The organism is Lacicoccus alkaliphilus DSM 16010 (assembly GCF_900142805.1).
Taxonomy (GTDB): Bacteria; Bacillota; Bacilli; order Staphylococcales; family Salinicoccaceae; genus Lacicoccus; species Lacicoccus alkaliphilus.
The window spans coordinates 100704-121100 of the sequence record NZ_FRCF01000002.1 but is presented as its reverse complement, the minus strand read 5'-3'; the positions used below and the strand labels follow the sequence as shown (position 1 = coordinate 121100).

General features: G+C 48.1%; 19 protein-coding genes. 3 read left to right on the top strand and 16 right to left on the bottom strand.

The window, feature by feature from the left end:
• Positions 1 to 78: 78 nt before the first annotated feature.
• Genes murC through BUA12_RS00750 form a run of 6 tightly spaced genes read right to left on the bottom strand, consistent with a single transcriptional unit; the run spans position 79 to position 6620 of the window.
• A complete protein-coding gene (gene murC / locus BUA12_RS00775; protein ID WP_072707366.1) occupies positions 79 to 1377 on the bottom strand; it encodes a UDP-N-acetylmuramate--L-alanine ligase in 1299 nt (432 codons plus the stop codon).
• A gap of 25 nt (positions 1378 to 1402) precedes the next feature.
• Entirely contained in the window at positions 1403 to 3103 is a 1701-nt protein-coding gene (locus BUA12_RS00770; RefSeq protein WP_072707364.1) for a DNA translocase FtsK, read from the bottom strand.
• Between the two features lie 9 nt (positions 3104 to 3112).
• Positions 3113 to 3706 carry a YtpR family tRNA-binding protein gene (gene ytpR / locus BUA12_RS00765; protein WP_072707362.1) on the bottom strand — a complete coding sequence of 198 codons (594 nt, stop codon included), beginning with the start codon at positions 3704 to 3706 and terminating at the stop codon, positions 3113 to 3115.
• Complete coding sequence (locus BUA12_RS00760; protein ID WP_072707360.1) at positions 3707 to 4513, bottom strand: DUF1444 family protein; 807 nt, start codon at positions 4511 to 4513, stop codon at positions 3707 to 3709.
• A gap of 20 nt (positions 4514 to 4533) precedes the next feature.
• The gene (locus BUA12_RS00755) at positions 4534 to 5523 is read right to left on the bottom strand and encodes a PTS sugar transporter subunit IIC (RefSeq protein WP_072707358.1); all 990 of its coding nucleotides are present in this window, start codon (positions 5521 to 5523) and stop codon (positions 4534 to 4536) included.
• Between the two features lie 17 nt (positions 5524 to 5540).
• Entirely contained in the window at positions 5541 to 6620 is a 1080-nt protein-coding gene (locus tag BUA12_RS00750; protein ID WP_072707356.1) for a M42 family metallopeptidase, read from the bottom strand.
• Positions 6621 to 6691: 71 nt separating this feature from the next.
• Between BUA12_RS00750 and BUA12_RS00745 the strand changes: the two genes are divergently transcribed.
• On the top strand, positions 6692 to 6988 hold the full coding sequence (locus BUA12_RS00745) for a hypothetical protein (protein WP_072707355.1): 297 nt from the start codon (positions 6692 to 6694) through the stop codon (positions 6986 to 6988).
• A gap of 11 nt (positions 6989 to 6999) precedes the next feature.
• On the opposite strand, the gene BUA12_RS00740 is transcribed toward BUA12_RS00745, so the two are convergent.
• The 8 genes from BUA12_RS00740 to BUA12_RS00705 all read right to left on the bottom strand — a co-directional run bounded on the left by BUA12_RS00740 (position 7000) and on the right by BUA12_RS00705 (position 15352).
• Positions 7000 to 8202 carry a MalY/PatB family protein gene (locus BUA12_RS00740; protein ID WP_072707353.1) on the bottom strand — a complete coding sequence of 401 codons (1203 nt, stop codon included), beginning with the start codon at positions 8200 to 8202 and terminating at the stop codon, positions 7000 to 7002.
• Positions 8203 to 8285: 83 nt separating this feature from the next.
• A complete protein-coding gene (gene trmB, locus BUA12_RS00735; RefSeq protein WP_072707351.1) occupies positions 8286 to 8918 on the bottom strand; it encodes a tRNA (guanosine(46)-N7)-methyltransferase TrmB in 633 nt (210 codons plus the stop codon).
• A gap of 26 nt (positions 8919 to 8944) precedes the next feature.
• The gene (locus BUA12_RS00730; protein WP_072707350.1) at positions 8945 to 9736 is read right to left on the bottom strand and encodes a phosphotransferase family protein; all 792 of its coding nucleotides are present in this window, start codon (positions 9734 to 9736) and stop codon (positions 8945 to 8947) included.
• Positions 9737 to 9950: 214 nt separating this feature from the next.
• On the bottom strand, positions 9951 to 10760 hold the full coding sequence (gene dat / locus BUA12_RS00725) for a D-amino-acid transaminase (protein ID WP_415735744.1): 810 nt from the start codon (positions 10758 to 10760) through the stop codon (positions 9951 to 9953).
• A gap of 25 nt (positions 10761 to 10785) precedes the next feature.
• Positions 10786 to 12216: a dipeptidase PepV gene (gene pepV, locus BUA12_RS00720; protein ID WP_072707345.1), complete on the bottom strand. Its 1431-nt coding sequence runs from the start codon at positions 12214 to 12216 to the stop codon at positions 10786 to 10788.
• Positions 12217 to 12358: 142 nt separating this feature from the next.
• The gene (locus BUA12_RS00715) at positions 12359 to 12955 is read right to left on the bottom strand and encodes a hypothetical protein (RefSeq protein WP_072707343.1); all 597 of its coding nucleotides are present in this window, start codon (positions 12953 to 12955) and stop codon (positions 12359 to 12361) included.
• Positions 12956 to 13031: 76 nt separating this feature from the next.
• On the bottom strand, positions 13032 to 13718 hold the full coding sequence (locus BUA12_RS00710) for a pseudouridine synthase (RefSeq protein WP_072707341.1): 687 nt from the start codon (positions 13716 to 13718) through the stop codon (positions 13032 to 13034).
• A complete protein-coding gene (locus BUA12_RS00705; RefSeq protein WP_072707339.1) occupies positions 13718 to 15352 on the bottom strand; it encodes a putative polysaccharide biosynthesis protein in 1635 nt (544 codons plus the stop codon). Before BUA12_RS00705 ends, BUA12_RS00710 begins: the two co-directional genes overlap by 1 nt.
• Before the next feature lie 78 nt (positions 15353 to 15430).
• Between BUA12_RS00705 and BUA12_RS00700 the strand changes: the two genes are divergently transcribed.
• Positions 15431 to 16684, top strand: a complete 1254-nt coding sequence (locus BUA12_RS00700) for a BaiN/RdsA family NAD(P)/FAD-dependent oxidoreductase (RefSeq protein WP_072707337.1) — start codon at positions 15431 to 15433, stop codon at positions 16682 to 16684.
• 140 nt (positions 16685 to 16824) lie between these two features.
• Here BUA12_RS00700 and BUA12_RS00695 read toward each other — a convergent pair whose 3' ends face one another.
• Positions 16825 to 17148 carry an antibiotic biosynthesis monooxygenase gene (locus BUA12_RS00695; protein WP_072707335.1) on the bottom strand — a complete coding sequence of 108 codons (324 nt, stop codon included), beginning with the start codon at positions 17146 to 17148 and terminating at the stop codon, positions 16825 to 16827.
• A 168-nt stretch (positions 17149 to 17316) separates the two neighbouring features.
• Here BUA12_RS00695 and BUA12_RS00690 point away from each other — a divergent pair, with 168 nt between their 5' ends.
• Positions 17317 to 17850 (top strand): DUF421 domain-containing protein, encoded by a 534-nt coding sequence (locus BUA12_RS00690; RefSeq protein ID WP_072707334.1) that lies wholly within the window; start codon positions 17317 to 17319, stop codon positions 17848 to 17850.
• 21 nt (positions 17851 to 17871) lie between these two features.
• On the opposite strand, the gene leuS is transcribed toward BUA12_RS00690, so the two are convergent.
• Complete coding sequence (gene leuS, locus BUA12_RS00685; protein ID WP_072707332.1) at positions 17872 to 20286, bottom strand: leucine--tRNA ligase; 2415 nt, start codon at positions 20284 to 20286, stop codon at positions 17872 to 17874.
• Between the last annotated feature and the right edge of the window lie 111 nt (positions 20287 to 20397).

Sequence of the window (20397 nt, the reverse complement as noted above, 5' to 3'; positions counted from 1 at the left end):
TCCATATTCTTCTGTCAATTTTTTATTCATTATTTAAAATAACCTAAATCATCACTCAGTAAACATTAATTTGAATGATTATGATAATAATTCCGTGAACCGCTTCTCGTATTTCTGTATATCCCCGGCACCCATGAAGATGATGACCGCTTCAGGATGGTTGTTCAAAAGGCTGATGTCATCATCGTGCAATACCGTCGCATCAGGGATCAGTTCCACCAGATCCGCACTCGACAGATTGCCCGCGGCCTCTCTTGCAGAGCCGAAAATATCCACGATGTATGTCTTATCTGAGCCGTTCAGCGCTTCGGCGAATTCATTCAGGAATTTTTCAGTCCGGGAAAAAGTATGAGGTTGAAATACTGATACAATTTCACGCCCGGGGTATTTTTTACGTGCCGTTTCCAGAGTCGCATTGATTTCTTTCGGGTGATGGGCATAATCATCGACGATGACCATGTCGTTCAGATGGGTTTCACTGAAACGGCGTTTCACACCGCCAAAGGTCAAAAATGCCCCTTTGATATTTTCCATATTCAGTGATTCAAGGTAACATACCGCAATCACGGACAGTGAATTCAGGACATGGTGATCTCCGAACATGGGGATCTTGAATGTATCTTTATATTCTTCACCGATTACCACATCAAACTCGGTGCCCCCCTGGGCAAACTTTATATTTGAAGCGACGATGTCGTAGTCACCTTCCAACCCGTAAGTATACAGCGGCACGTTCACATTGATCCTGCTGATATTATCATCGCCCCCATAGGCGATGACCGCCTTTTTGGCCTGGGAGGCCATTTCATTGAAAGCCTCCACGACGTCATCCAGGTCTTTGAAGTAGTCCGGGTGGTCGAAGTCGATGTTGGTGATGATTGCATAGTCCGGATGGTAGCTCAGAAAATGCCTTTTGTATTCACAGGACTCGAATGTGAAGTAATTGCTTTCCCTGATACCGAACCCTGTACCATCACCGATCAGAAAAGTCGTCTCCACATCACCGTTCATGACATGGCTGAGCAGGCCGGTGGTCGAAGTCTTCCCATGGGCCCCTGTGACAGCGATGGATGTGAATCCGCTCATGAAGTCCGCGAGATATTTATGATAGCGTATGACCTCATATCTCATCTCCATGGCTTTTTTTATTTCGACGTGATCGTCATTGAATGCATTGCCGGCAATATAAGTGTAGTCTCCGACTACATTAGCGGCATCAAAAGGGAGGATTTCAATCCCTTTGTCCCTCAATTGAAATTCCGTAAACACTTCCTTATCAATATCGGATCCACGGACTTCATGGCCCAGATCGTGGAGGACTTGAGCCAACGCACTCATCCCTGCACCTTTTATACCAATAAAATGAAATTTTTTCACGGGGTCACCAAACTTTCTTAATGTATTAAGACTGTTGCTCACGAATGAACGTAAGAATCTTTTCTTTGGTCTGCTGTTCGATTTCTCCTCTGTTCACCCTGAGTGGCTTATTTGAGGTCGGTATCTGAATCAGCATATCATTACCGGTCACTAGATTTTCCGCCCCGTTGATCACCTGATTCTTATCATCCTTGTAGGAAATCCTGGTCTGCATCATCTGGAGAAGATCATAACGTATTTTAGCGGACAGGTCTCCGTGGCGCATCACCAGGTGGATGCCGAGCGGTTTACCCATCTTCAATATCTGGATGATGATATTCAAGGTTGCAGCATTGCTGCTCCGTACCAGGTCGCTCAAATCATCCACGACGACCACCATGACACTCTTTTTGTTGGCATGGCTGACACGCTGGTTGAAACTTGAAATGTTGCGTACGTGCGCCCGCCTGAACTGGTTCTGCCTCGAACTCAATTCCTGCATGACATCACTCAGACACTCCCCCGATCCAAGACTTTGAAAATCGGAGAAGAGATGGGGCAGGCCCTTATAATCGCTGAATTTTTCGCGGCTGAGTGCAAAAGTGAATTTCAGGTCATGTGACGTATGATTCATCAGCAATGACATGAGCAGATTGTCAATCAGATGTTCCACTTCACCGTCCCCGCCCCCGTGCACCAGCAGATGGCCGGCCTTCAGAAGTTCAAAACTGAAAATCTGGTCATCAACGATCTTGCCGAGAGTGAATTTGAAATCATCTTTCCTGAGCTTCAGACTGCTCTTCTGGAATAAAGTGCTGAAATATACCGGCTTCGGTTCCCTGACGGGGATTTCGATGCCCACATTGCTCGTCCCGATTATCGGTGCGACGATCCGCATATTTTCGACAGGCAGATGGGGAATGAGGTGCTCCTTCAGCCTGGGAATGTTATTGATGCGGAAACTCCGGCTCAATTGGATTTCGTATGTGCCGATCACCCCGTTGGAAACGTACCTGTATATGGTTGCAGGGGCGCCGACTGTTTTGAAGGCCCGGATGATTGCTTCGCTCAATTGCTGATCTTCTTCTGCATAATCCGGCGCCTGATTTCTGCCGAGCATATTTAAAGAAGGCAGACTCTGTGTGGGACCCGAGCGCTTTTCCGGGGAGCGGGCTTTCATTCTGACTTCCGTCCCCATCGGCCATGTCGGAATTTTTTCCTCGAGCAGGTCCTCTTTATTCTTTCCGAGAGGTCTGCCTGCCGGTTTCAGACTGTACTTCTCTTCCGCTTTCTTCCCGCGCTTTTTTTCAGCCGTCTTTTTGCGGCTTTCGTCGCGGGCTTTTTTACGGTTCCTTTCCCTGACGATTTCCCTGACGATGACGGATGGTATATCATCATAGTTGGTGTCATCTTCAAAAGGTCTTTCCCTCACCTTTTCGTCACTGGGGGAAGCGGGCTGATCCGCCTGTTTTTTTCGCAGTCCGTGAACAGCCGACGGGATTTCCCTCGCTTTTTTTATTATGAAACTCGAGTTTTCTTTTTTGGGCATATGTGTGGATGGACGGGGCGCCTGCCTTGCAGGGCGTTTTACGAAACCGTCGGTTTCGGTCCGGTCTTCATGGACCGGGCCTATAGTTTCGTTGCTGAAATCATTCCCTAGATCCAATGGGAACCTGAAACGTTCTTCTGATACGCGCTTTTCATCATCCACCGGTTTGAATTCCCTTCTTCTTCTTGACCTGGACATAATTTCACCCTACTTCACTTCAAATGGCTCGCCGGCCGTATAGTCGTCGCTCAGGACATAAATACCGTCCACACCGTCATCTTCAAGGTTGAGCTCCGTTTTTGAACAAATCATCCCGTATGATTCGATGCCTCTTAATTTCGATGGCTTGATGAGCAGGCCGTCCGGCATCCATGCCCCGGGCCTCGCCACGACGACTTTTTGTTCCGATGCGACATTCGGCGCCCCGCAGACTATGTTGAGCGTTTCATCCCCTACATCGACTTTGCAGACACTGAGTTTATCAGCATCCGGGTGCTGTGACTTCTCTTCGACATATCCGACGACGAATTTCGGTCTGAGGTCCGCTTCGATTTCCGGTTCCCCGGCCGCCTTAAGGACATCATTGATATTATTCAAATGTTTTTCATTCGGACTGACATTCACCGCACCCTCTTCAAGGTCGAACTTTTCCGAAGCATTGAAGATGTTGAGGCCGACGACTCTGTCACCGTCCATGATGACCGTCAGGCCATCATGGTGCTTATATGATGGTGACGCGGCATTGTCCAAAGATACGAATAAAACATCGCCTACGTGTGGTTTATTATAAGTCAGTTTCATTTACTTCCCTCTTTTTGGATTCTTTTGTTTACCGAGTATGAACACCGGTTGTAATCTTTTGTCTTTGTATGAAAAGGATAATGATGTGATCGGCGTGAGCCCTTCTGTGAAATACTGCATCATCATCTGTGCCATGATATCGTAGCCGACCTGATTTTTCACATCAGCGATGATCAGTACATCCTGATGCGGCAGGCCGACCATCATTTCGCCTTCACATATATCATACATCTCATTCAGGAATTTTTCATTCAAAATTCTCGAGGCATCGTAGCCGTCGTTATGATTCACAAAATAAAAGTCATTTTCCTGTACGGTCTGCTTCTTATGGCCGATCTTCAGGTTTTCAAGGTTATTGTATGCAAGCACTCTGATATTTTCCCGGCTCATGTCAAATGAGGCAGCGAGTTTTTCATCAATCAGGCGGTAAGTGTTTTTGAGGTCGATTGCATAATACACCCTGGTTTCGTTCGTATGGTCATCCATAATGAATGCATGCCCGTCTTTGGTTTCCTTGTGGAAGCTCGTGGACCTTACAACCGGATAGATCATCGACTGGTCGAGGTTGACCGGTTCTTCCGCCATACTGTTCAACGTCTCTTCTATATAATAAATGATTTCATCGATGAATTTTTCGCTGTTTTTGGCCTTCTGGGCTGCTTTTGCGAGCTCAATATCGACACCTTTTTGGTTGTCTTTCCGCTCCACCCTCAAAGCTTCGTCCTGCCTGTTGAATTTGAAATCGAAATCATTCCCCTTCGATTCCAGCCTTTCAATGATAATATCTTTCAGTTTAAAAACATTCATGCGAATGCCTCCATTAATTTTTACTTATTTAGTACGATGACCTGGTCACCGTCCTTGATCATGTTCATCTGGCGCATCAAAGCATAAATGATGTAGGTGACGAGTGCCGGCAGGATGATGTGGAACACTGCAATCAGCACCATCACCTCTGTTGAAGGTCCCATCGTTTCTATTGCCATGATCTGGCCGACGAAACCGCTTGTACCCATCCCTGCCCCGGCCGCATTGTTCTCCATCGGGAAGAACACTGTCATGACCGGCGCGATGATCGCACTGGCAAGCGTCGGGGGCACCACGATGAAGGGGTTCAGGAAAATGTTCGGCACCTGCAGCATTGATGTGCCGATACCCAGGGAAATCAGACCGGAAACGCCATTGTCCCTGTAGCCCTGGACCGCGAAACCGACCATATGGCAGCAGCACCCTATCACTGCGGCACCTGCTGCGAGGCCGCTGATTTCAAGCATCAGGGCAAGCGCCGCGCTCGACAACGGTGTCGTCAGCATCAGGCCGAAGACCACCGCAACGAGAATCCCCATAACGAAGGGACGTTGTTCAGTGGCAAAGACGATGAACTCACCGATATTCGTCATGAAATTCCCTATCCAGGGACCTACGAACTGGGCGACAAGGTACCCCGCGGTGATGGTTAAAAGCGGACTGATGATGATGTCTATTTTGGTCTTCCCGCTGTAGAGGCGGCTGATTTCCACTGCAGCGATGCTCGCTATGAAGCTTCCGGCTGCGCCTCCAAATTCATAGGCGGCATAACTGACGACGACAGTCGAGAAAATGACAAGCGGGGGTGCTTTCAAGCCATAACTGATTGAAGCCCCGATTGCTGCCCCTGTCAAAGCCATCGCAATGGCCCCTATATCCGTCATGAAGGTTAAATATGGGATATAGGTGCCCATGGTATCCATGATCAATCCGATGATCAGGGATGAAAAAAGCCCGAGCGCCATGAAGCTCATCCCGTCGATGAACCATCTCCTCAATAATTTCCTCATAGGTCATCCCCGTCCGATCAGTTGCCGTTCAGTGTATCGACCACATTGGTATTTACACCCTTGATCAATCCTGAAAGGAATTTGTGCGCTTCAACATAGTCATTATAATTGATGATCGAGTGTGAAGTGTGGATGTAACGTGCACATATTCCGACCACACCTGTCACAACACCTTCCCCCGAGACGTGGATGCTGCCTCCATCCGTCCCTCCGGGGGAAGTGTAATATTGATATTTTATCCCATTATCTTCGGCAATTTCAATCATATAATCCCTCATCGGTTTGGAGAGGATCATGGAACGGTCCATTAAGCGCAGCAAAGTCCCTTCCCCAAGCCTGCCAAGGTCGTCACTTTTGCCCATCATATCATTTGCCGGTGAACAATCCACTACAAATGCAACATCAGGTTTGATGCGGTTACTGCTCGCTTTGGCGCCTCTCAGTCCCACCTCTTCCATGACATTGGCACCGACATACAGGTCGCAGTCGAGTTCTTCATCCTTCAGGGCCTCAAGGACTTCTATCGCAATCAGGCAGCCGTATCTGTTATCCCATGCTTTTGCAAGCAACTTCTCCTCTTTTTCCATGACCTCGAATTTTACATCAGGTACGATGGAGTCACCTGGCGCTATGCCCATCTCTTCAATCTCCTCCCGGCTGTCCGCACCGACATCGAGGAGCATGTCTTTGATTTCAGTCTTTTTATCTTTACCGCCTTTACGGAAATGCACCGGTACGCTCCCGACGATGCCGGTGATTTCCCTGTTGTCTTTGGTGCGCACTTTCAGTTTCTGGCTGAGCAGGACATCGCTTGACCATCCTCCGAGCGGAATGAATTTGATCAGTCCGTTCTTTTTAATTTCCGTCACCATGAAGCCCACTTCATCCATGTGTGCGGCGACCATGACTTTCGGGGCATCTGCTTTACCGCTTTTTTTGACTGCAAAAATACCACCCAGCCCGTCAGTGATGATTTCATCGGACAACGGCTCGAGCGCTTTCCTCAAGTATCCCCTGATCAGATCTTCGAAACCCGGGGCCCCGTGCAGTTCAGTCAGTGTTTTCATTCTCTCGACTGTTTTTTTTGATATTTTCATGATAAATCCCCTTTAATTATGATTTTCATTTAATCCATATGGTAAACTACATTTAAGAAGGAGGTAGTTTTATGTCTAAAAGAAGAATATTTTTACTCGTCTCAGTCGTCACAGCACTCCCATTCCTGATATGGTTCTTCCTTTACAGAACGGTGGATGCACAGAAAGTGATCGACGGACTGCATTTACAATTTGATGACGTTTCATTCATCTCACTGGATTATCAGACGGATGAAAGGAACCTGCTCGGTATGAAATCGAAAATCATCAACGGCATCGTGCATGTCGGCGAAGGCGAAGACACTTCGAAATACCAGTTCACCGCTGATGCTTATACAGGTGAAATCATGGAGATTACTAATCAGTAATCTCCTGTTTTTTATATTTTCCCATCCTTTTTCAAGCCGTCGATCGTTTTATGGATCCGTTCCATCCCCATTTCGATCCTTTGCCTGCTTGAGGCCACGTTCATCCTGAACCGTCCGTTCTCAGCCACATCGTAGATATGCCCGGGCGATACCGCAATACCCCCGATATCCACAAGTGCCTTATGCATCACGTCATCCGGAATGCCGCACTGCTCAAAACTGATCCACGCAAGGTAAGTGGACGCCGGCTTTTTAAATGACAGATAAGCGGATAAGTGCGTATCGATATAGTCGGAGATGTAGTCAAAGTTGCCTTCCAGGTGTTCGTTCAGCTCATCCACCCATTCACCACACTCCATATATGCCGCCTCGATTGCAGACAGCACAAGGCTGTTCGCCGTACCTACATTGTAGCGATGGTCGAATTCCCGTACGATTTTAGCCTTCAGGGCATCATTTTTCGTTATGAAATATGAATGAGGGAGACTGGCCAGATTAAAAGTTTTCCCAAGCCCAGTCGTGACGATGATCGGATCGTCTTCTTCCATAAGTTCCACCATGGAGACAAACTCCTCTTTCGGTCTCACGAAATCCATATGGATTTCATCGCTGACAAAGAAGACGCCGTTCGCAAGACAGATGTCTTTCATCTTCTGAAGTTCCTCCCTGGTCCACACCCTGCCGGTGGGATTATGAGGATTGCAGTGGACAAAGACCTTATTTTCCGGTTCGCTGCACAATGTCTCGAAATGTTCGAAGTCAAATGAATACTCATCAGATTCTTCGATCAGCGGTGCAGGGACCACTTTACGGTCGTTGCCTTTCAACACTTTCAAAAATGCATTGTATGTAGGCATATTGAGGATGACACCATCGCCCTTCTCTGAATTCAGCCGTATGGCTTCACTCACCGTATATAGGACGGACGGGGCATAAGTGATCATATCATCTGTCAGATCCACGTTATAACGCGAGTTCCACCACTGTTTGACGGGCCCGTAGAATTTGGAGTTCTTCCATATCGTATAACCGAAAATGCCGTTGTCCAGGCGTCTTTTCATTGCTTCGGTGATGGCCTGCGGTGTTTTGATATCCATATCGGCAATCCAGAAAGGTGCAAGGCCCGTACGGCCGAACAACGGCTCCGTGCCTTCATATTGAATGCTGAAAGTGCCTTCTCTCGTTGTTTCTTCCTCGAAATTGAACTTACTCAAATGCGTTCCCTCCACAATAAATTTACTCATAATGTATTTTATCATTCTTTAATGAGAATTACATTGCAAAGAAAAAAAGCACCTTAAAAAGATGCTTTCAATAAGTATATCCTGTTTCCGTTCCCGGAAAATTTTTCTTCGTATTCAGTCCGGATGTTGGCCTCCGGTTCATCATCATGCAGGTCCAGCCTGACTTCTTCGAACTTCATGCCGTATGCATTAAGATTTTGAAGACTGTATTCGAAGAGGCCGCGGTTATCCGTTTTAAACTGAAGCGGACAGCCGCTCTTCAGTATGCTTTCATATTGAGTCAGAAAAGTGTTGTGCGTCAGCCTTCTTTTGGCATGCCTTGTTTTCGGCCACGGATCGGAGAAATTCAAATAAATTTTCGACACCGTGTCCGGCAGTATATATTCACCGATGAAATTGGCGTCCAAAAGTACCAGTCTGACATTTTTCAAGTCCTGTTCGACGATTTTTTCAACGACACGGATGATGATGTTCTTATCCAGTTCAACGCCCAGATAATTGATGTCGGGATTTTTTTTGGCAAGTTCTGTAATGAACGTGCCCATGCCTGTGCCGATTTCAATGTGGAGGGGTTGTTCCTCATCGAAGAAATCGTGGATATTTTGTTTGTATGTGTGTGTGATATCGACGATGTGACTATGCTCTTTCAAGTAATCCATCGCCCATGGTTTGTTCCGTATTCTCATTTTGCGACTCCATTTCAATTTTACGGCTAGATGAAGCGGTCTCTTCTGATGACATGGTTCAGGAATAAGATCCAGTCATTCATATCCTTGAAACGCTTATGATCTTCATACCACTGGATCATTGTGATGGCCTGCACCAGAGTATACCACTTCATGCGCTTCCTCAAATCACGGGTATGTTCGATGCCATAGGACTCCAACCATCCGTCCCAGTCCCCGGGCTTCACATAAGTATAAAGGATGATGCCGATATCGATGGCCGGGTCGGCGATCATGGCGCCTTCCCAATCAACAAGATACAATTCGTCCTGGTCGGACAGCAGCCAGTTATTATGGTTGACATCCCCATGGCAGACCGTACATAAAGACGGGTCGAGCTTCGGGATCTCATTTTCCAGATACTGAATGGCACTCCTCACAGTATGATGGGCATTCACTTTCGGGGATAATGAAGACTGAATCTTGTTCAACAGCAGATCAGGCAACATGGGTTTCATGCCTATCTTCTTAAGCATGGTCAGCAAAGGGCGTGATGAGTGAATTTTCTTCATCAATTCAGCCACCCTTTTTGAAGACATTTCTTCATGGGTCAGCTCACGGCCGTTCTTCCAATGTTGTGCTGTTACGACTTCTCCCGTTTCAATGCGTTTTGTCCAAACCAACTTTGGCACTATGCCTTCTGCCGACAGCGCAGCAAGAAAAGGGCTGGCGTTGCGTTTAAGAAAGAGTTTGCGTCCATCCTGTTCTGCCTTGTAAGCTTCACCTGAGGCGCCTCCCACCGGGTCCAGTGTCCAGCCGAGCTGATAGAAATGCTCCAAATTCCACACCTCTTTTCGTCCTTGAAAAAAGCGCTAAAATAATAATGAATACATTAGCGCTTTTTTGTTTCGTGATTAAAATAATATAGTGTTTATGGACGGATTTCAAGACTCATATTTTCTTATTCAAATGACAACTCGGAAAAAAAGGCTGTCAAAGTCACATTGTATAAGGCTTCAACCCACTTTAAAAATATAAGTGTAATATCTCCCGTTAACTTTGTTTAACTGATATTAATTCTGTGATTTTTTTATTAAAGAATGACTGCAGCCTGCGGGTCGTCCCGCCCACGGATCCGTCCCCGACCTTACGGCCGTCGATGTTGATGACCGGTGTGATTTCCTGGGTCGTACTCGTATAGAAAACTTCGTCAGCTTCACTCATATCGGAAACCGTGAAGCCTTCCTCACGGAAAGGGATGTCATTTTCTTCAGCCAGCTTGAGCACTTCAAGGCGGGTGATCCCGTTCAGTATGAGATTGTCGGCCGGATGGGTAAATAAAATCCCGTTCTTCACCATGAACACATTTGTGGAGGACCCTTCTGTCACCACCCCGTCGCGATGCATGATGGTCTCTTTGGCCCCGTTTTCCACCGCATGTTGTTTCTCCATGACATTCGCAAGCAGATTCAGGCTCTTGACATGACATTTAAGCCACCTGTAGTCCTCCGTGGTCACTGCCCTGACACCGCTTTCCATCTGCTGCTCCGGCCTCTTGGATGATCTGATGCTCGCATAGATCACAGGCTTGCTCCCGTCCGGGAAACCGTGATCACGCGGGGCGATGCCTCTTGAGACCTGAATGTACAGGGCGCCGTCCGTGATGCCATTCCTCTCCTTGATTTCATGCAGGATTTCAATGATTTCCTCCCGTTCCAGACCTTTGATCATCACTTCTTCTGCACTGCGCATCAACCGATCTGCATGTTCATCCAATGTGAAAAACCGGCCGTCGTAGATACGGACAACTTCATAGACACCGTCCCCAAAATAAAACGCGCGGTCTCCGCTTTTGACCTTCATCTCGTCATGATTCACATATTCTCCATTATAATAACTGATTCTCACTGATCTCACCTTCTACACATATTCTGTAAATTGCTTCCATATATATCGCGGTCGCACTCAACAGTTCATCAATCTTCATCGTTTCATTCTTCTGATGCATGGTGTCCGCAGTGTCTTTGAACATCGCCCCGAAAGCCACACCCCTTTCAAGTGTCCTCGCATAAGTGCCTCCGCCGATTGTGAAGGGTTCGGCCGCATCCTCCACATGATTCCGGTAACTGTCGAGCAATACCGTCACCAGCGGATCCGAAGGCTCGACAAAGTGAGGCGGCTCGTCTGTCAGATCTTCAATTGTGAACCCTTCACTTGAAATCTTTTCTCTGAAAACTTCAATACTGCCTTCAAAATCCAGCCCTTCCGGATATCTCAAGTTCACACCGAAGCTTGCACCATCCACCTCCGTATAATTGATCATACCCGTATTCACACTCACGCTGCCCATCTCTTCATGCGTGTGGACCATGTCGAAAGGGCCCCCGTCATAATTGCCGACGATATAATCTTTAGCAAAATGCACAAAATTCGTCGCATTATCATCGAGTTCCAGAGTCCCCAGGAACTCGATGAGGATGAACCCGGCATTGATACCCGCTTCAGGGGTAGACCCATGGGCACTCTTCCCTTCGGTCCGGATGATCAGGAAGCCGTTATCGACTTCGTAGCTCCCGGCCGCTTCGCTGTTTCTCAAGAAATCCTCAAAGGACTGGATGACTTCCGTCATATTCTGGATCACTTTCAGTTTCGCCTCGGCCTCTTCCGGCACCATATTGTACCTTTCTCCCGATATCATCACTTTCAATTCGATGTTCGGCTCCACTTCATCGAGGAGTGTATGCTTTTGAACAATGTTGAAAGACGTGATGCCTTTTTCTCCGTAGATCAGCGGGAATGCAGCATCAGGCGCGAAACCTGCATCAGGCATCTCCTGGCTGTCGAAATATGCTTTTGTGCATTCCCAGTCGGACTCTTCATCCGTCCCGATGATCAGACGGGTCTTCACCTTGAAATCAAGGTTCTGTTCTTTAAGGATCTTCAACGCATAGTAAGCCGCCATCGTCGGTCCTTTGTCGTCCTGTACACCTCGTGCTGTCACCGCCTCTTCTGTCACCAGCGGTTCGAAGGGCGGGTGGTCCCAGCCGGTGCCGGGCGGAACGACGTCCACATGGCCCAGAATTCCGAACAGTTCCTCACCCGAGCCTATTTCTATATGGCCTGCGAGGCTGTCCACTTCCACCGTTTTGAAACCGTCCCTTTCACCCAGCTTCATCATATAGTCGAGCGCCGCTTTCGGCCCTTCACCCACCGGCGCATTTTCCGACGGGTCACTTTTGACACTCTCGATCTTTAACAATCCGGTCAGATCTTCGAGCAGTGAATCTTTGTACTGTGAGACAAGTCCTTGGAAATCCATGACGTTCATCCTTACCCAATAGTTATTTATACTTAATGATAAATTTTTTTTAATATAAAAACAAGCATTCATAAACGGATGCATTCATTTTTTCGAAAATAAAAACCGGTTCTTAAGAACCGGTTTCATCAATGTCGACTGCTTACTTGTTATCTTTGTTATCATCGTCGTCGGAATCTTCATCGTAAACGACATGGATGTTATGATTATCGTCTTTTTCACCTTTATCACTGACCACTTCAGCTCCCGGCGTTTCCTCCGGATGGAGAATGCCGCCTTCGGAGTCGAAGTTGCCTTCCTCCTGGTCAGTGGTCAGATGGCCGTCGCCGTCTACTGCGTCCGGCTTGATATCGTGGTCGGAGTTGCTGGATTCGTCCGATTCGTCAGTCATCTTTTCTGCTTCTTCTTTGGCTTTTTCCTGATATTCCTTAGCCTGTTCGCTCATCTTGCTCTGATATTCCTTGGCCTGTTCGGTCACTTTGGATTGGACATCCTGAGCATAGGTTTTAGGGTCCTCTTTCGCTTTGGAATATTCTTCCTTTGCAGTGCCCTGTACTTCCTGAGCTTTTTCAGTCACTTTGCTCTGAACGTTTTGTGCATACTCTTTCGGATTTTCCTTCGCCTTATTGTACTCGTTGAGGACAGCGTCCCTGTTCTCCTTTTCGGATAACTTCTTGACTGCCGCTGCAACACCGACTAAAGCTGCAATTCTGATTAAAGCACTGATTATTCTTCCCATTTTTAAACACCTCTATTGAATTGGTTTCTTTTGATTACTAATCAATATTTACCCACTCTAAGGTGATTTAAACAAGTTATGATAATTTTTTAACTTCGGCATCAGTCAGATATCTGCTCTCACCCTCAGCCAGGGCTTCATCCAGTTCAAGGCCGCCGAAGCCGATGCGCTTCAGCGCGGTCACTTCATTGCCGAGATGGAGGAACATCCTTTTGACCTGGTGGAATTTCCCTTCATATATGGTGAGTGCCACTTTTCTGTCGCAGAGCTTCCTCGCGATCGCCGGGGAAGTCGTGAAATCTTTCAGGGGGATGCCCGTTTCCAGTTCAGCCAGGTCTTCGTCAGTGACATCATCCTTCAGCGTCACTTCATAAGTCTTCCCGACTTTTTGCCTTGGACTGAGGAGTGCATGTGAAAATTTACCGTCGTTGGTGATCAGCAGCAGTCCCGTCGTGTCCTTATCCAGCCTGCCGACTGGAAACATTTCATTGACCTGCGGGTGATCGATCAGGTCCATCACCGTCCGGGTGGGCCCGTCCTCGGTGGAAGATATCACGCCCTCAGGCTTGTTCAGCATCAGGTAGATGTATTCCTCGAGGAGGATCCGGCGTCCGTCCACTTCGACATGAGTCGCATAGGATACCTGGTGGTTCGGTTTGATGATGAGAGCACCATCAACCTTCACACGTTTGTTCCTGATCATCCTGGATACTTCTTTACGGCTGCCGATATTGGCATTAGCCAGAAATTTATCCAAACGCATTATAAGAACCTCAATTTCCTTCTGATTTTATCCGCTCTTGCACCAAGAATTTCATCTGCAAGTCCGCTTCTGAATGACAGCAGTATATATACTGCCGCACCGACAGGTACAGTAATCGTCAGGATGATCACTGAATCCATCTTCTGCTCGACATCGAAATAAAACATGAGGAGAAGATATACAATCTCCACGGTAAGCAGCATCACGACCGTATATAACCCGATCTGGACAAGCGGTTTGATCAACGGACGGATATGGAATTTCCCATATTTTTTGATGATCCACAAATTGAGTATGACACCGAGGCCGAGTGCAAGCGCCGTTCCCATGACAGCCCCGACTGTATGAAACTGCATGATCAGCGGAATGTTGACCGCAAGTTTCGTGATCACGACCGCAAGCACCACGTAAAGGGTGAGATTCTGCTTATCAATCCCCTGGACAATTGAACATGTGATTGAAAACAGTGAAATGATGATGCTCACCGGTGCGTAGAACAGCAGGATTTTTATCGCCATTTCATTGTATTCGAAAAATGAAGTATACAGTGGCGCCGACAGTATCATCATGCCAGCCGCAGCCGGCACCGCAAAGAACAGGAGCATCATGATCATCAGCTTGACCTGATGATGGACGTCATCCATCTTTTTACGCTGGAAGTTCTTCGTGATGAACGGCAGGATTGTGATTGCAAACGCCGCTGCCAGTGAGGTCGGGATCATGACGAGTTTATGTGTCGTCAGATTGAGCATGCCGAACCATTTGTCGTGGTACTCTGCCGGCACACCCGCCAGAGCAAGACCGTTGTTATGCGTCAGCTGGTCGATGAAGATGAGGACCGGGATGCTGATCCCCACTATAATGAATGGTATGCCGTAGCGTATGATCTCACCGTACATCTCCCTGTAGCTGAAATCATAACCGGTATCATCCGACTCCACCATCTTTTGAATATTCGGCTGCCTTTTCCTCCAAAACACCAGCAGTGTGATGATGGCACCGAGACCGCCGATGAATGCAGCGAAAACTGCAATTTCGTTGGCCGCCTGCACCGTCCCTTCAAGTACGTACAGCACCACATATGCGCCGCTCAGCAACACTGCAATCCTGACGATCTGCTCAACGACGGATGAAGCACTTGTCGGCCCGAATGATTCGAATCCCTGGAAGATCCCCCTGAAAGTTGCCATGAAAGGGATGATGATGACAGCAATCCCGATGATCCGGATGATCCTTGTCACTTCCTCCGCCGACCAGCTGCCTTCCCCGCTCCCTGCTGCCAGTGTCTGAAGATTGGCTATGTAAGGGGCTGCGATATATAATGCAAGGAATGCCAGCAATCCCGAACCGATCATGACCCATAAACTGGACTGGTACAATTTCTGGCTGGTCTGGTATGCACCGAGTGCATTATACTTGGCAACATACTTCGATACGGCGCCGGGGACGCCGGCAGCGGCGATGGACAGCATGATCGTGTAAGGTGTATAGGCGTAGCCGTAGAGGGCCAGGTTTTCCTCCCCGCCCATTATCGCGTAGAATGGAATCAGATAGAGCATCCCCAGAATTTTGGTGATCAGTGTCGCCAAAGTCAGGAAGAATGTCCCTCTGACTAATTTGTTGGAATCTGACATGTTTTAAAACCTTCTTATTTTATAATAAACTACATTATAATCAATATATCATCACTTTAAAACCCAAAGGAGAAAATCATGTATGACATAATTGTTGTGGGCGGCGGCGTCAGCGGACTGATGGCAGCCTACTCCGCTTCCAAAAATGGAAAGAAAGTAATCCTGATCGAAAAAAACAAAAAACTCGGACAGAAGCTGCTCATTTCGGGCGGCGGCCGGTGCAATGTCACGAACCGCCTGCCCTATGAGGAAATTATAAAGCATATTCCCGGCAACGGGAAATTTTTATACGGCCCCTTCAGCACTTTCGATAATGAAAGCATCATAGACTTCGTCGAGTCCCGCGGCGTGACCCTGAAAGAAGAAGACCACGGCCGGATGTTCCCCGTCAGCAACAAGGCGGCCGATGTCTTGAACGTCTTCCTGACGGAGCTTGATAAAAACTGTGTGACCATACGCTACAGCACGATTGTGGAGGAAATACTGACCGGAGACGGGGGGGTCACGGGTGTCAAGCTGGATGATGGTGAAATCATCCAGGCCGGGAACCTCATCGTCACCACGGGCGGACGGAGCGTCCCCAATACCGGTTCGACAGGCGACGGGCACAGGTTTGCCCGCTCGGCGGGACACGACATCACAGAACTTTTCCCTACGGAAGTCCCCATCACTTCAACTGAAGACTTCATCAGGGATGGCCGCTTGAAGGGATTGAGCCTTGCAAATGTCGCTTTGTCCGTGCTCCGTAAAAACGGCAAACCGCGGATCACTCATCAAATGGACATGATCTTCACGCACTTCGGCATCTCCGGCCCCGCCGCCCTCAGATGCAGCCAGTTTGTATATAAGGAACAGAAAAGCCAAAAGCGGCCGGAAATTTCCATGATGGTCGACTTTTATCCGGATAAGAAAAAAACCACACTTCAGGAAGAGCTGGATACATTGCTGAAGGAAAGCCCCCACAAGTCCATCAAGAATATTTTAAAATCAATGATGCAGGACCGCCTTGCGGAGTTCCTCATCGATTACAATGGTATCGACGGCGAGGCGAACAGCCACCATCTGAAGAATGAAGATAAACAGAAGATCATCGGTTTCCTGAAAGGGTTCATCTTCACTGTCGACGGCACCCAGTCCATCGAAAAAGCCTTCGTCACCGGCGGCGGGGTCAACTTGAAGGAAGTCACCCCCCAAACGATGGAAAGCCGCCTCGTCGATGGCCTTTATTTCGCCGGGGAGGTGTTGGATATCCACGGCTACACCGGGGGTTACAATATAACGAGTGCACTCGTCACCGGCTATGTTGCAGGCCACAGCGCCGGTATGAAGTGAAGAGGCTGCTGATTGTTGAAATCGTCCGCAACCTTTGAATGAGAATCCAGCCAACGTTGCGGATTCGGACCCACAAACCGGAACATGCACTCCCCTGCAGAGAGACCCCGCACCCTAAAAATAGGGTGCGGGGTCTTCACTTACTCCGGCAGGTGCCGATGGGCGATGTCATAAATACGTATTTCATTATCTATGATCGGATTATCTGCAGGCTTATCCCCTGAGGGTTTCGGGTTATGTGCCTTCTCATTTTTACGGCTGTCCCTCCAGGCTTCGAAGGAGGCATGGTCCTTCCATGTCGTTGCGATCAGCAGTTCATCGTGATCTTCAGGTTTCTCGTTCCTGAGCACTTCCATCAGTTCAAATCCTTCAAAAGTGTGCACGGTCTTCGGCTCCTGAAATCTCACTGCCACTTCATCGATCCGGCCTTTCTTGATGCTTAATGCATTCACCACTTTAATCATTCGTGATCCTTCCTTTCATACCATATCTGACTAAAACAATACCACACCTCTGGAATACACCCCATCATAAAGGTTGAAAAAGCGGTGATGGAACGTTTGAACTTGTCATTATAGAGGAATTCACAACTAAGTATAACTTTTGCTGCAATATATCAAAGGAGTGTTCAAATGACATTTGAAGATATGTTTTTGGGTGATTATGAAGTGATCATAAGAACGGCCGTCGTCGGACTGCTCGCATACATCGCCCTGGTGGTCATCGTCCGCTTCAGCGGCAAGCGTACACTCTCACAGCTCAATGCCTTCGATTTCATCGTCACGGTGGCCCTTGGGTCCGTCCTTGCCACCATCCTCCTTGATCAGGATGTGTCTTTGCTTCAGGGTGTGACCGCCTACTTGATATTGGTCGGAATGCAATATGTAATTTCAAAACTCACATTGGCCAGCGATAAGTTCGACGATATGGTGAAATCCGAACCGAAGCTGCTTTATTACCATGATGAATATTTGAAGGAAAATCTGAAAAAGGAACGGTTGAACACATCCGAAATCCATCAGGCTGTCCGGGCAAGCGGGACCGCCAATATGGAAAATGTAAAAGCTGTAATCCTCGAGAGTGAGGGAAAAATATCCGTCATCCCCAAAAGCGGGGAAGCATCGCAGAGTGATGAAAGGGATATCCTGAAAAATGTAAAAAAGTGAGGTCCAAAAGACCTCACTTTTTTAATTTGCAACTATATTAACCAATTTGCCCGGTACGACGATCACTTTTCTGATCGTCTTATCCTGAAGTTCGCTCTGGATTTTGTTGGATTCAATCGCAATCCTTTCAAGATCCTCCTTTGATGCATCAGCCGGTACGTGCCTCTTCTCTTTCACTTTGCCGTTGACCTGGATGACGATTTCCACTTCGTCTTCGACCAGCTTGGACTCATCATATTCCGGCCACTCTGCATATGCCAGCGTATCCGGATTGCCGAGCCTGCCCCACAGCTCTTCACCGATATGCGGCGCGATGGCGGAAAGCATCTTAGCGAAATTTTCGATATATGCCTTTGAGACTTCCTCACTCTTATAGCACTCGTTCACAAATACCATCATCTGTGATATTGCCGTATTGAAGTCGAGGCTGGCATAGTCTTCGGTCACTTTCTTCACAGTCTCGTGATACACCTTCTCAAGCTCCGGCGTTTCATTATCCACGATTTTTTCATTCAGTTCCCCGGTCTCTTCATTGATGACGAGCCTCCATACACGGTCGAGGAAGCGTCTGGACCCGTCGAGACCCGTTGTGCTCCATGATACGGATGCATCAAGCGGCCCCATGAACATCTCATACAGGCGCAGCGTATCCGCCCCGTGTGAATAGACGATATCATCCGGATTGATGACGTTGCCCTTCGATTTACTCATCTTCTCGTTGCCCTCGCCGAGGATCATGCCCTGGTTGAACAATTTCTGGAATGGCTCCTTCGTATGGACCACACCCACATCGTAAAGGACTTTGTGCCAGAAGCGCGCATACAGGAGATGCAACACCGCATGTTCCGCACCGCCGATGTAGAGGTCGACCGGCAGCCAGTGCTTCAATTTTTCAGGATCTGCAAGCGCTTCATCATTATGGGGGTCGATGAACCTCAGATAATACCAGCAGCTGCCCGCCCATTGCGGCATAGTGTTGGTCTCGCGGCGGCCTTTGACACCATCTTCCCTCACGACCTGTATCCAATCTTCATTGTTTGCAAGTGGTGATTCACCTGTGCCTGAAGGTTTGATTTGCTCCATGACAGGCAGTTCCAGCGGCAGCTCATCTTCCGGCACCGTGGACATCGTACCGTCTTCCCAGTGGATCACAGGAATCGGTTCGCCCCAGTAACGCTGACGTGAGAACAGCCAGTCGCGGAGTTTATAAGTCGTCTCTTTGCGTCCGTAACCTTTATCGACCATGATCTCGAGTGACTTTTCTATGGCATCTTCAGTATTCAGGCCGTCCAGCTCACCTGAGTTCACATGCGGCCCGTCACCGACATAGGCTTCCTCTTCAATGTTGCCGCCTTCGATCACTCCGGTGATCGGCAGACCGAATGCCTTCGCGAATTCATAATCTCGCTGATCGTGTGCCGGTACGGCCATGATTGCACCTGTTCCGTATGATGCGAGCACATAATCCGAAATCCATATCGGCATCTTTTCGCCGTTGAACGGATTGATTGCGTAGGCGCCTGTGAAAGCGCCGGTCTTTTCTTTGGCGAGGTCCGTACGTTCCAGCTCGCTCTTCATCGCAGCTTTATCCTGATAGGCCTTGACCGCCTCTCTTTGTTCATCCGTAGTGATTTCGTCCACCAGTTTATGTTCCGGTGCAAACACTGCGTATGTCGCACCGTAAATCGTATCCGGACGTGTCGTGAACGCCGTGAAGTGTGGGTCCTTCCCTTCTATCTTGAAGTCGATGTTGGCACCTTCGGATTTCCCGATCCAATGGCGCTGCATATCTTTAAGCGATTCCGGCCAATCCAGTTCTTCAAGGTCTTCAAGCAGACGGTCTGCATATTCGGTGATTTTGAGCATCCACTGTCTCATCGGTTTCCTGACGACCGGATGTCCGCCGCGCTCCGATAGACCGTCGATCACTTCCTCATTCGCAAGCACCGTACCAAGCGCTTCACACCAGTTCACCGGCACTTCGTCGATATAGGCGAGACCTTTATTATACAATTGGATGAAAATCCACTGCGTCCATTTGAAGTAATCCGGGTCCGTCGTATTGATCTCGCGATCCCAGTCATAGCTGAAACCGAGTTCCTTGATTTGACGGCGGAATGTGTTGATGTTCTGCTCATTGAATTCACGTATGTCATTTCCCGTATCGATCGCATACTGCTCCGCAGGCAGCCCGAAAGCATCCCACCCCATCGGATGGAGGACGTTATACCCCTGCATGCGTTTCATCCGTGAAATGATGTCTGTTGCCGTATAGCCTTCCGGATGACCGACGTGAAGTCCGGAACCGGATGGATAAGGGAACATATCCAAAGCGTAAAACTTCTTCTTATCATACTCTTCCTCTGTTTTGAACGTCTGGTTGGATTCCCAGTATTCCTGCCATTTCTTCTCGATTTCTCTGTGGTTATAAGCCATTTGACTCCTCCTAATATATGTAAAAAAGTATATAAAAATCCCATGTTCAATTAAACATGGGACGATCTATCTGACCGCGGTACCACCCGCATTCACTTTAAAAGTGCATCT

Bases quoted from the DNA above. Each gene is read 5' to 3' on its own strand.
- pepV (WP_072707345.1), bottom strand. From the start codon at position 12,216: ATGGATTTCCAAGGACTTGTCTCACAGTACAAAGATTCACTGCTCGAA.
- BUA12_RS00745 (WP_072707355.1), top strand. From the start codon at position 6,692: ATGTCTAAAAGAAGAATATTTTTACTCGTCTCAGTCGTCACAGCACTC.
- BUA12_RS00690 (WP_072707334.1), top strand. From the start codon at position 17,317: ATGACATTTGAAGATATGTTTTTGGGTGATTATGAAGTGATCATAAGA.
- ytpR (WP_072707362.1), bottom strand. From the start codon at position 3,706: ATGAAACTGACTTATAATAAACCACACGTAGGCGATGTTTTATTCGTA.
- BUA12_RS00770 (WP_072707364.1), bottom strand. From the start codon at position 3,103: ATGTCCAGGTCAAGAAGAAGAAGGGAATTCAAACCGGTGGATGATGAA.
- BUA12_RS00705 (WP_072707339.1), bottom strand. From the start codon at position 15,352: ATGTCAGATTCCAACAAATTAGTCAGAGGGACATTCTTCCTGACTTTG.
- BUA12_RS00695 (WP_072707335.1), bottom strand. From the start codon at position 17,148: ATGATTAAAGTGGTGAATGCATTAAGCATCAAGAAAGGCCGGATCGAT.
- BUA12_RS00750 (WP_072707356.1), bottom strand. From the start codon at position 6,620: ATGAAAATATCAAAAAAAACAGTCGAGAGAATGAAAACACTGACTGAA.
- BUA12_RS00715 (WP_072707343.1), bottom strand. From the start codon at position 12,955: ATGGGAAGAATAATCAGTGCTTTAATCAGAATTGCAGCTTTAGTCGGT.
- BUA12_RS00755 (WP_072707358.1), bottom strand. From the start codon at position 5,523: ATGAGGAAATTATTGAGGAGATGGTTCATCGACGGGATGAGCTTCATG.
- BUA12_RS00710 (WP_072707341.1), bottom strand. From the start codon at position 13,718: ATGCGTTTGGATAAATTTCTGGCTAATGCCAATATCGGCAGCCGTAAA.
- leuS (WP_072707332.1), bottom strand. From the start codon at position 20,286: ATGGCTTATAACCACAGAGAAATCGAGAAGAAATGGCAGGAATACTGG.
- trmB (WP_072707351.1), bottom strand. From the start codon at position 8,918: ATGAGAATACGGAACAAACCATGGGCGATGGATTACTTGAAAGAGCAT.
- BUA12_RS00700 (WP_072707337.1), top strand. From the start codon at position 15,431: ATGTATGACATAATTGTTGTGGGCGGCGGCGTCAGCGGACTGATGGCA.
- BUA12_RS00760 (WP_072707360.1), bottom strand. From the start codon at position 4,513: ATGAATGTTTTTAAACTGAAAGATATTATCATTGAAAGGCTGGAATCG.
- dat (WP_415735744.1), bottom strand. From the start codon at position 10,760: ATGAAGGTCAAAAGCGGAGACCGCGCGTTTTATTTTGGGGACGGTGTC.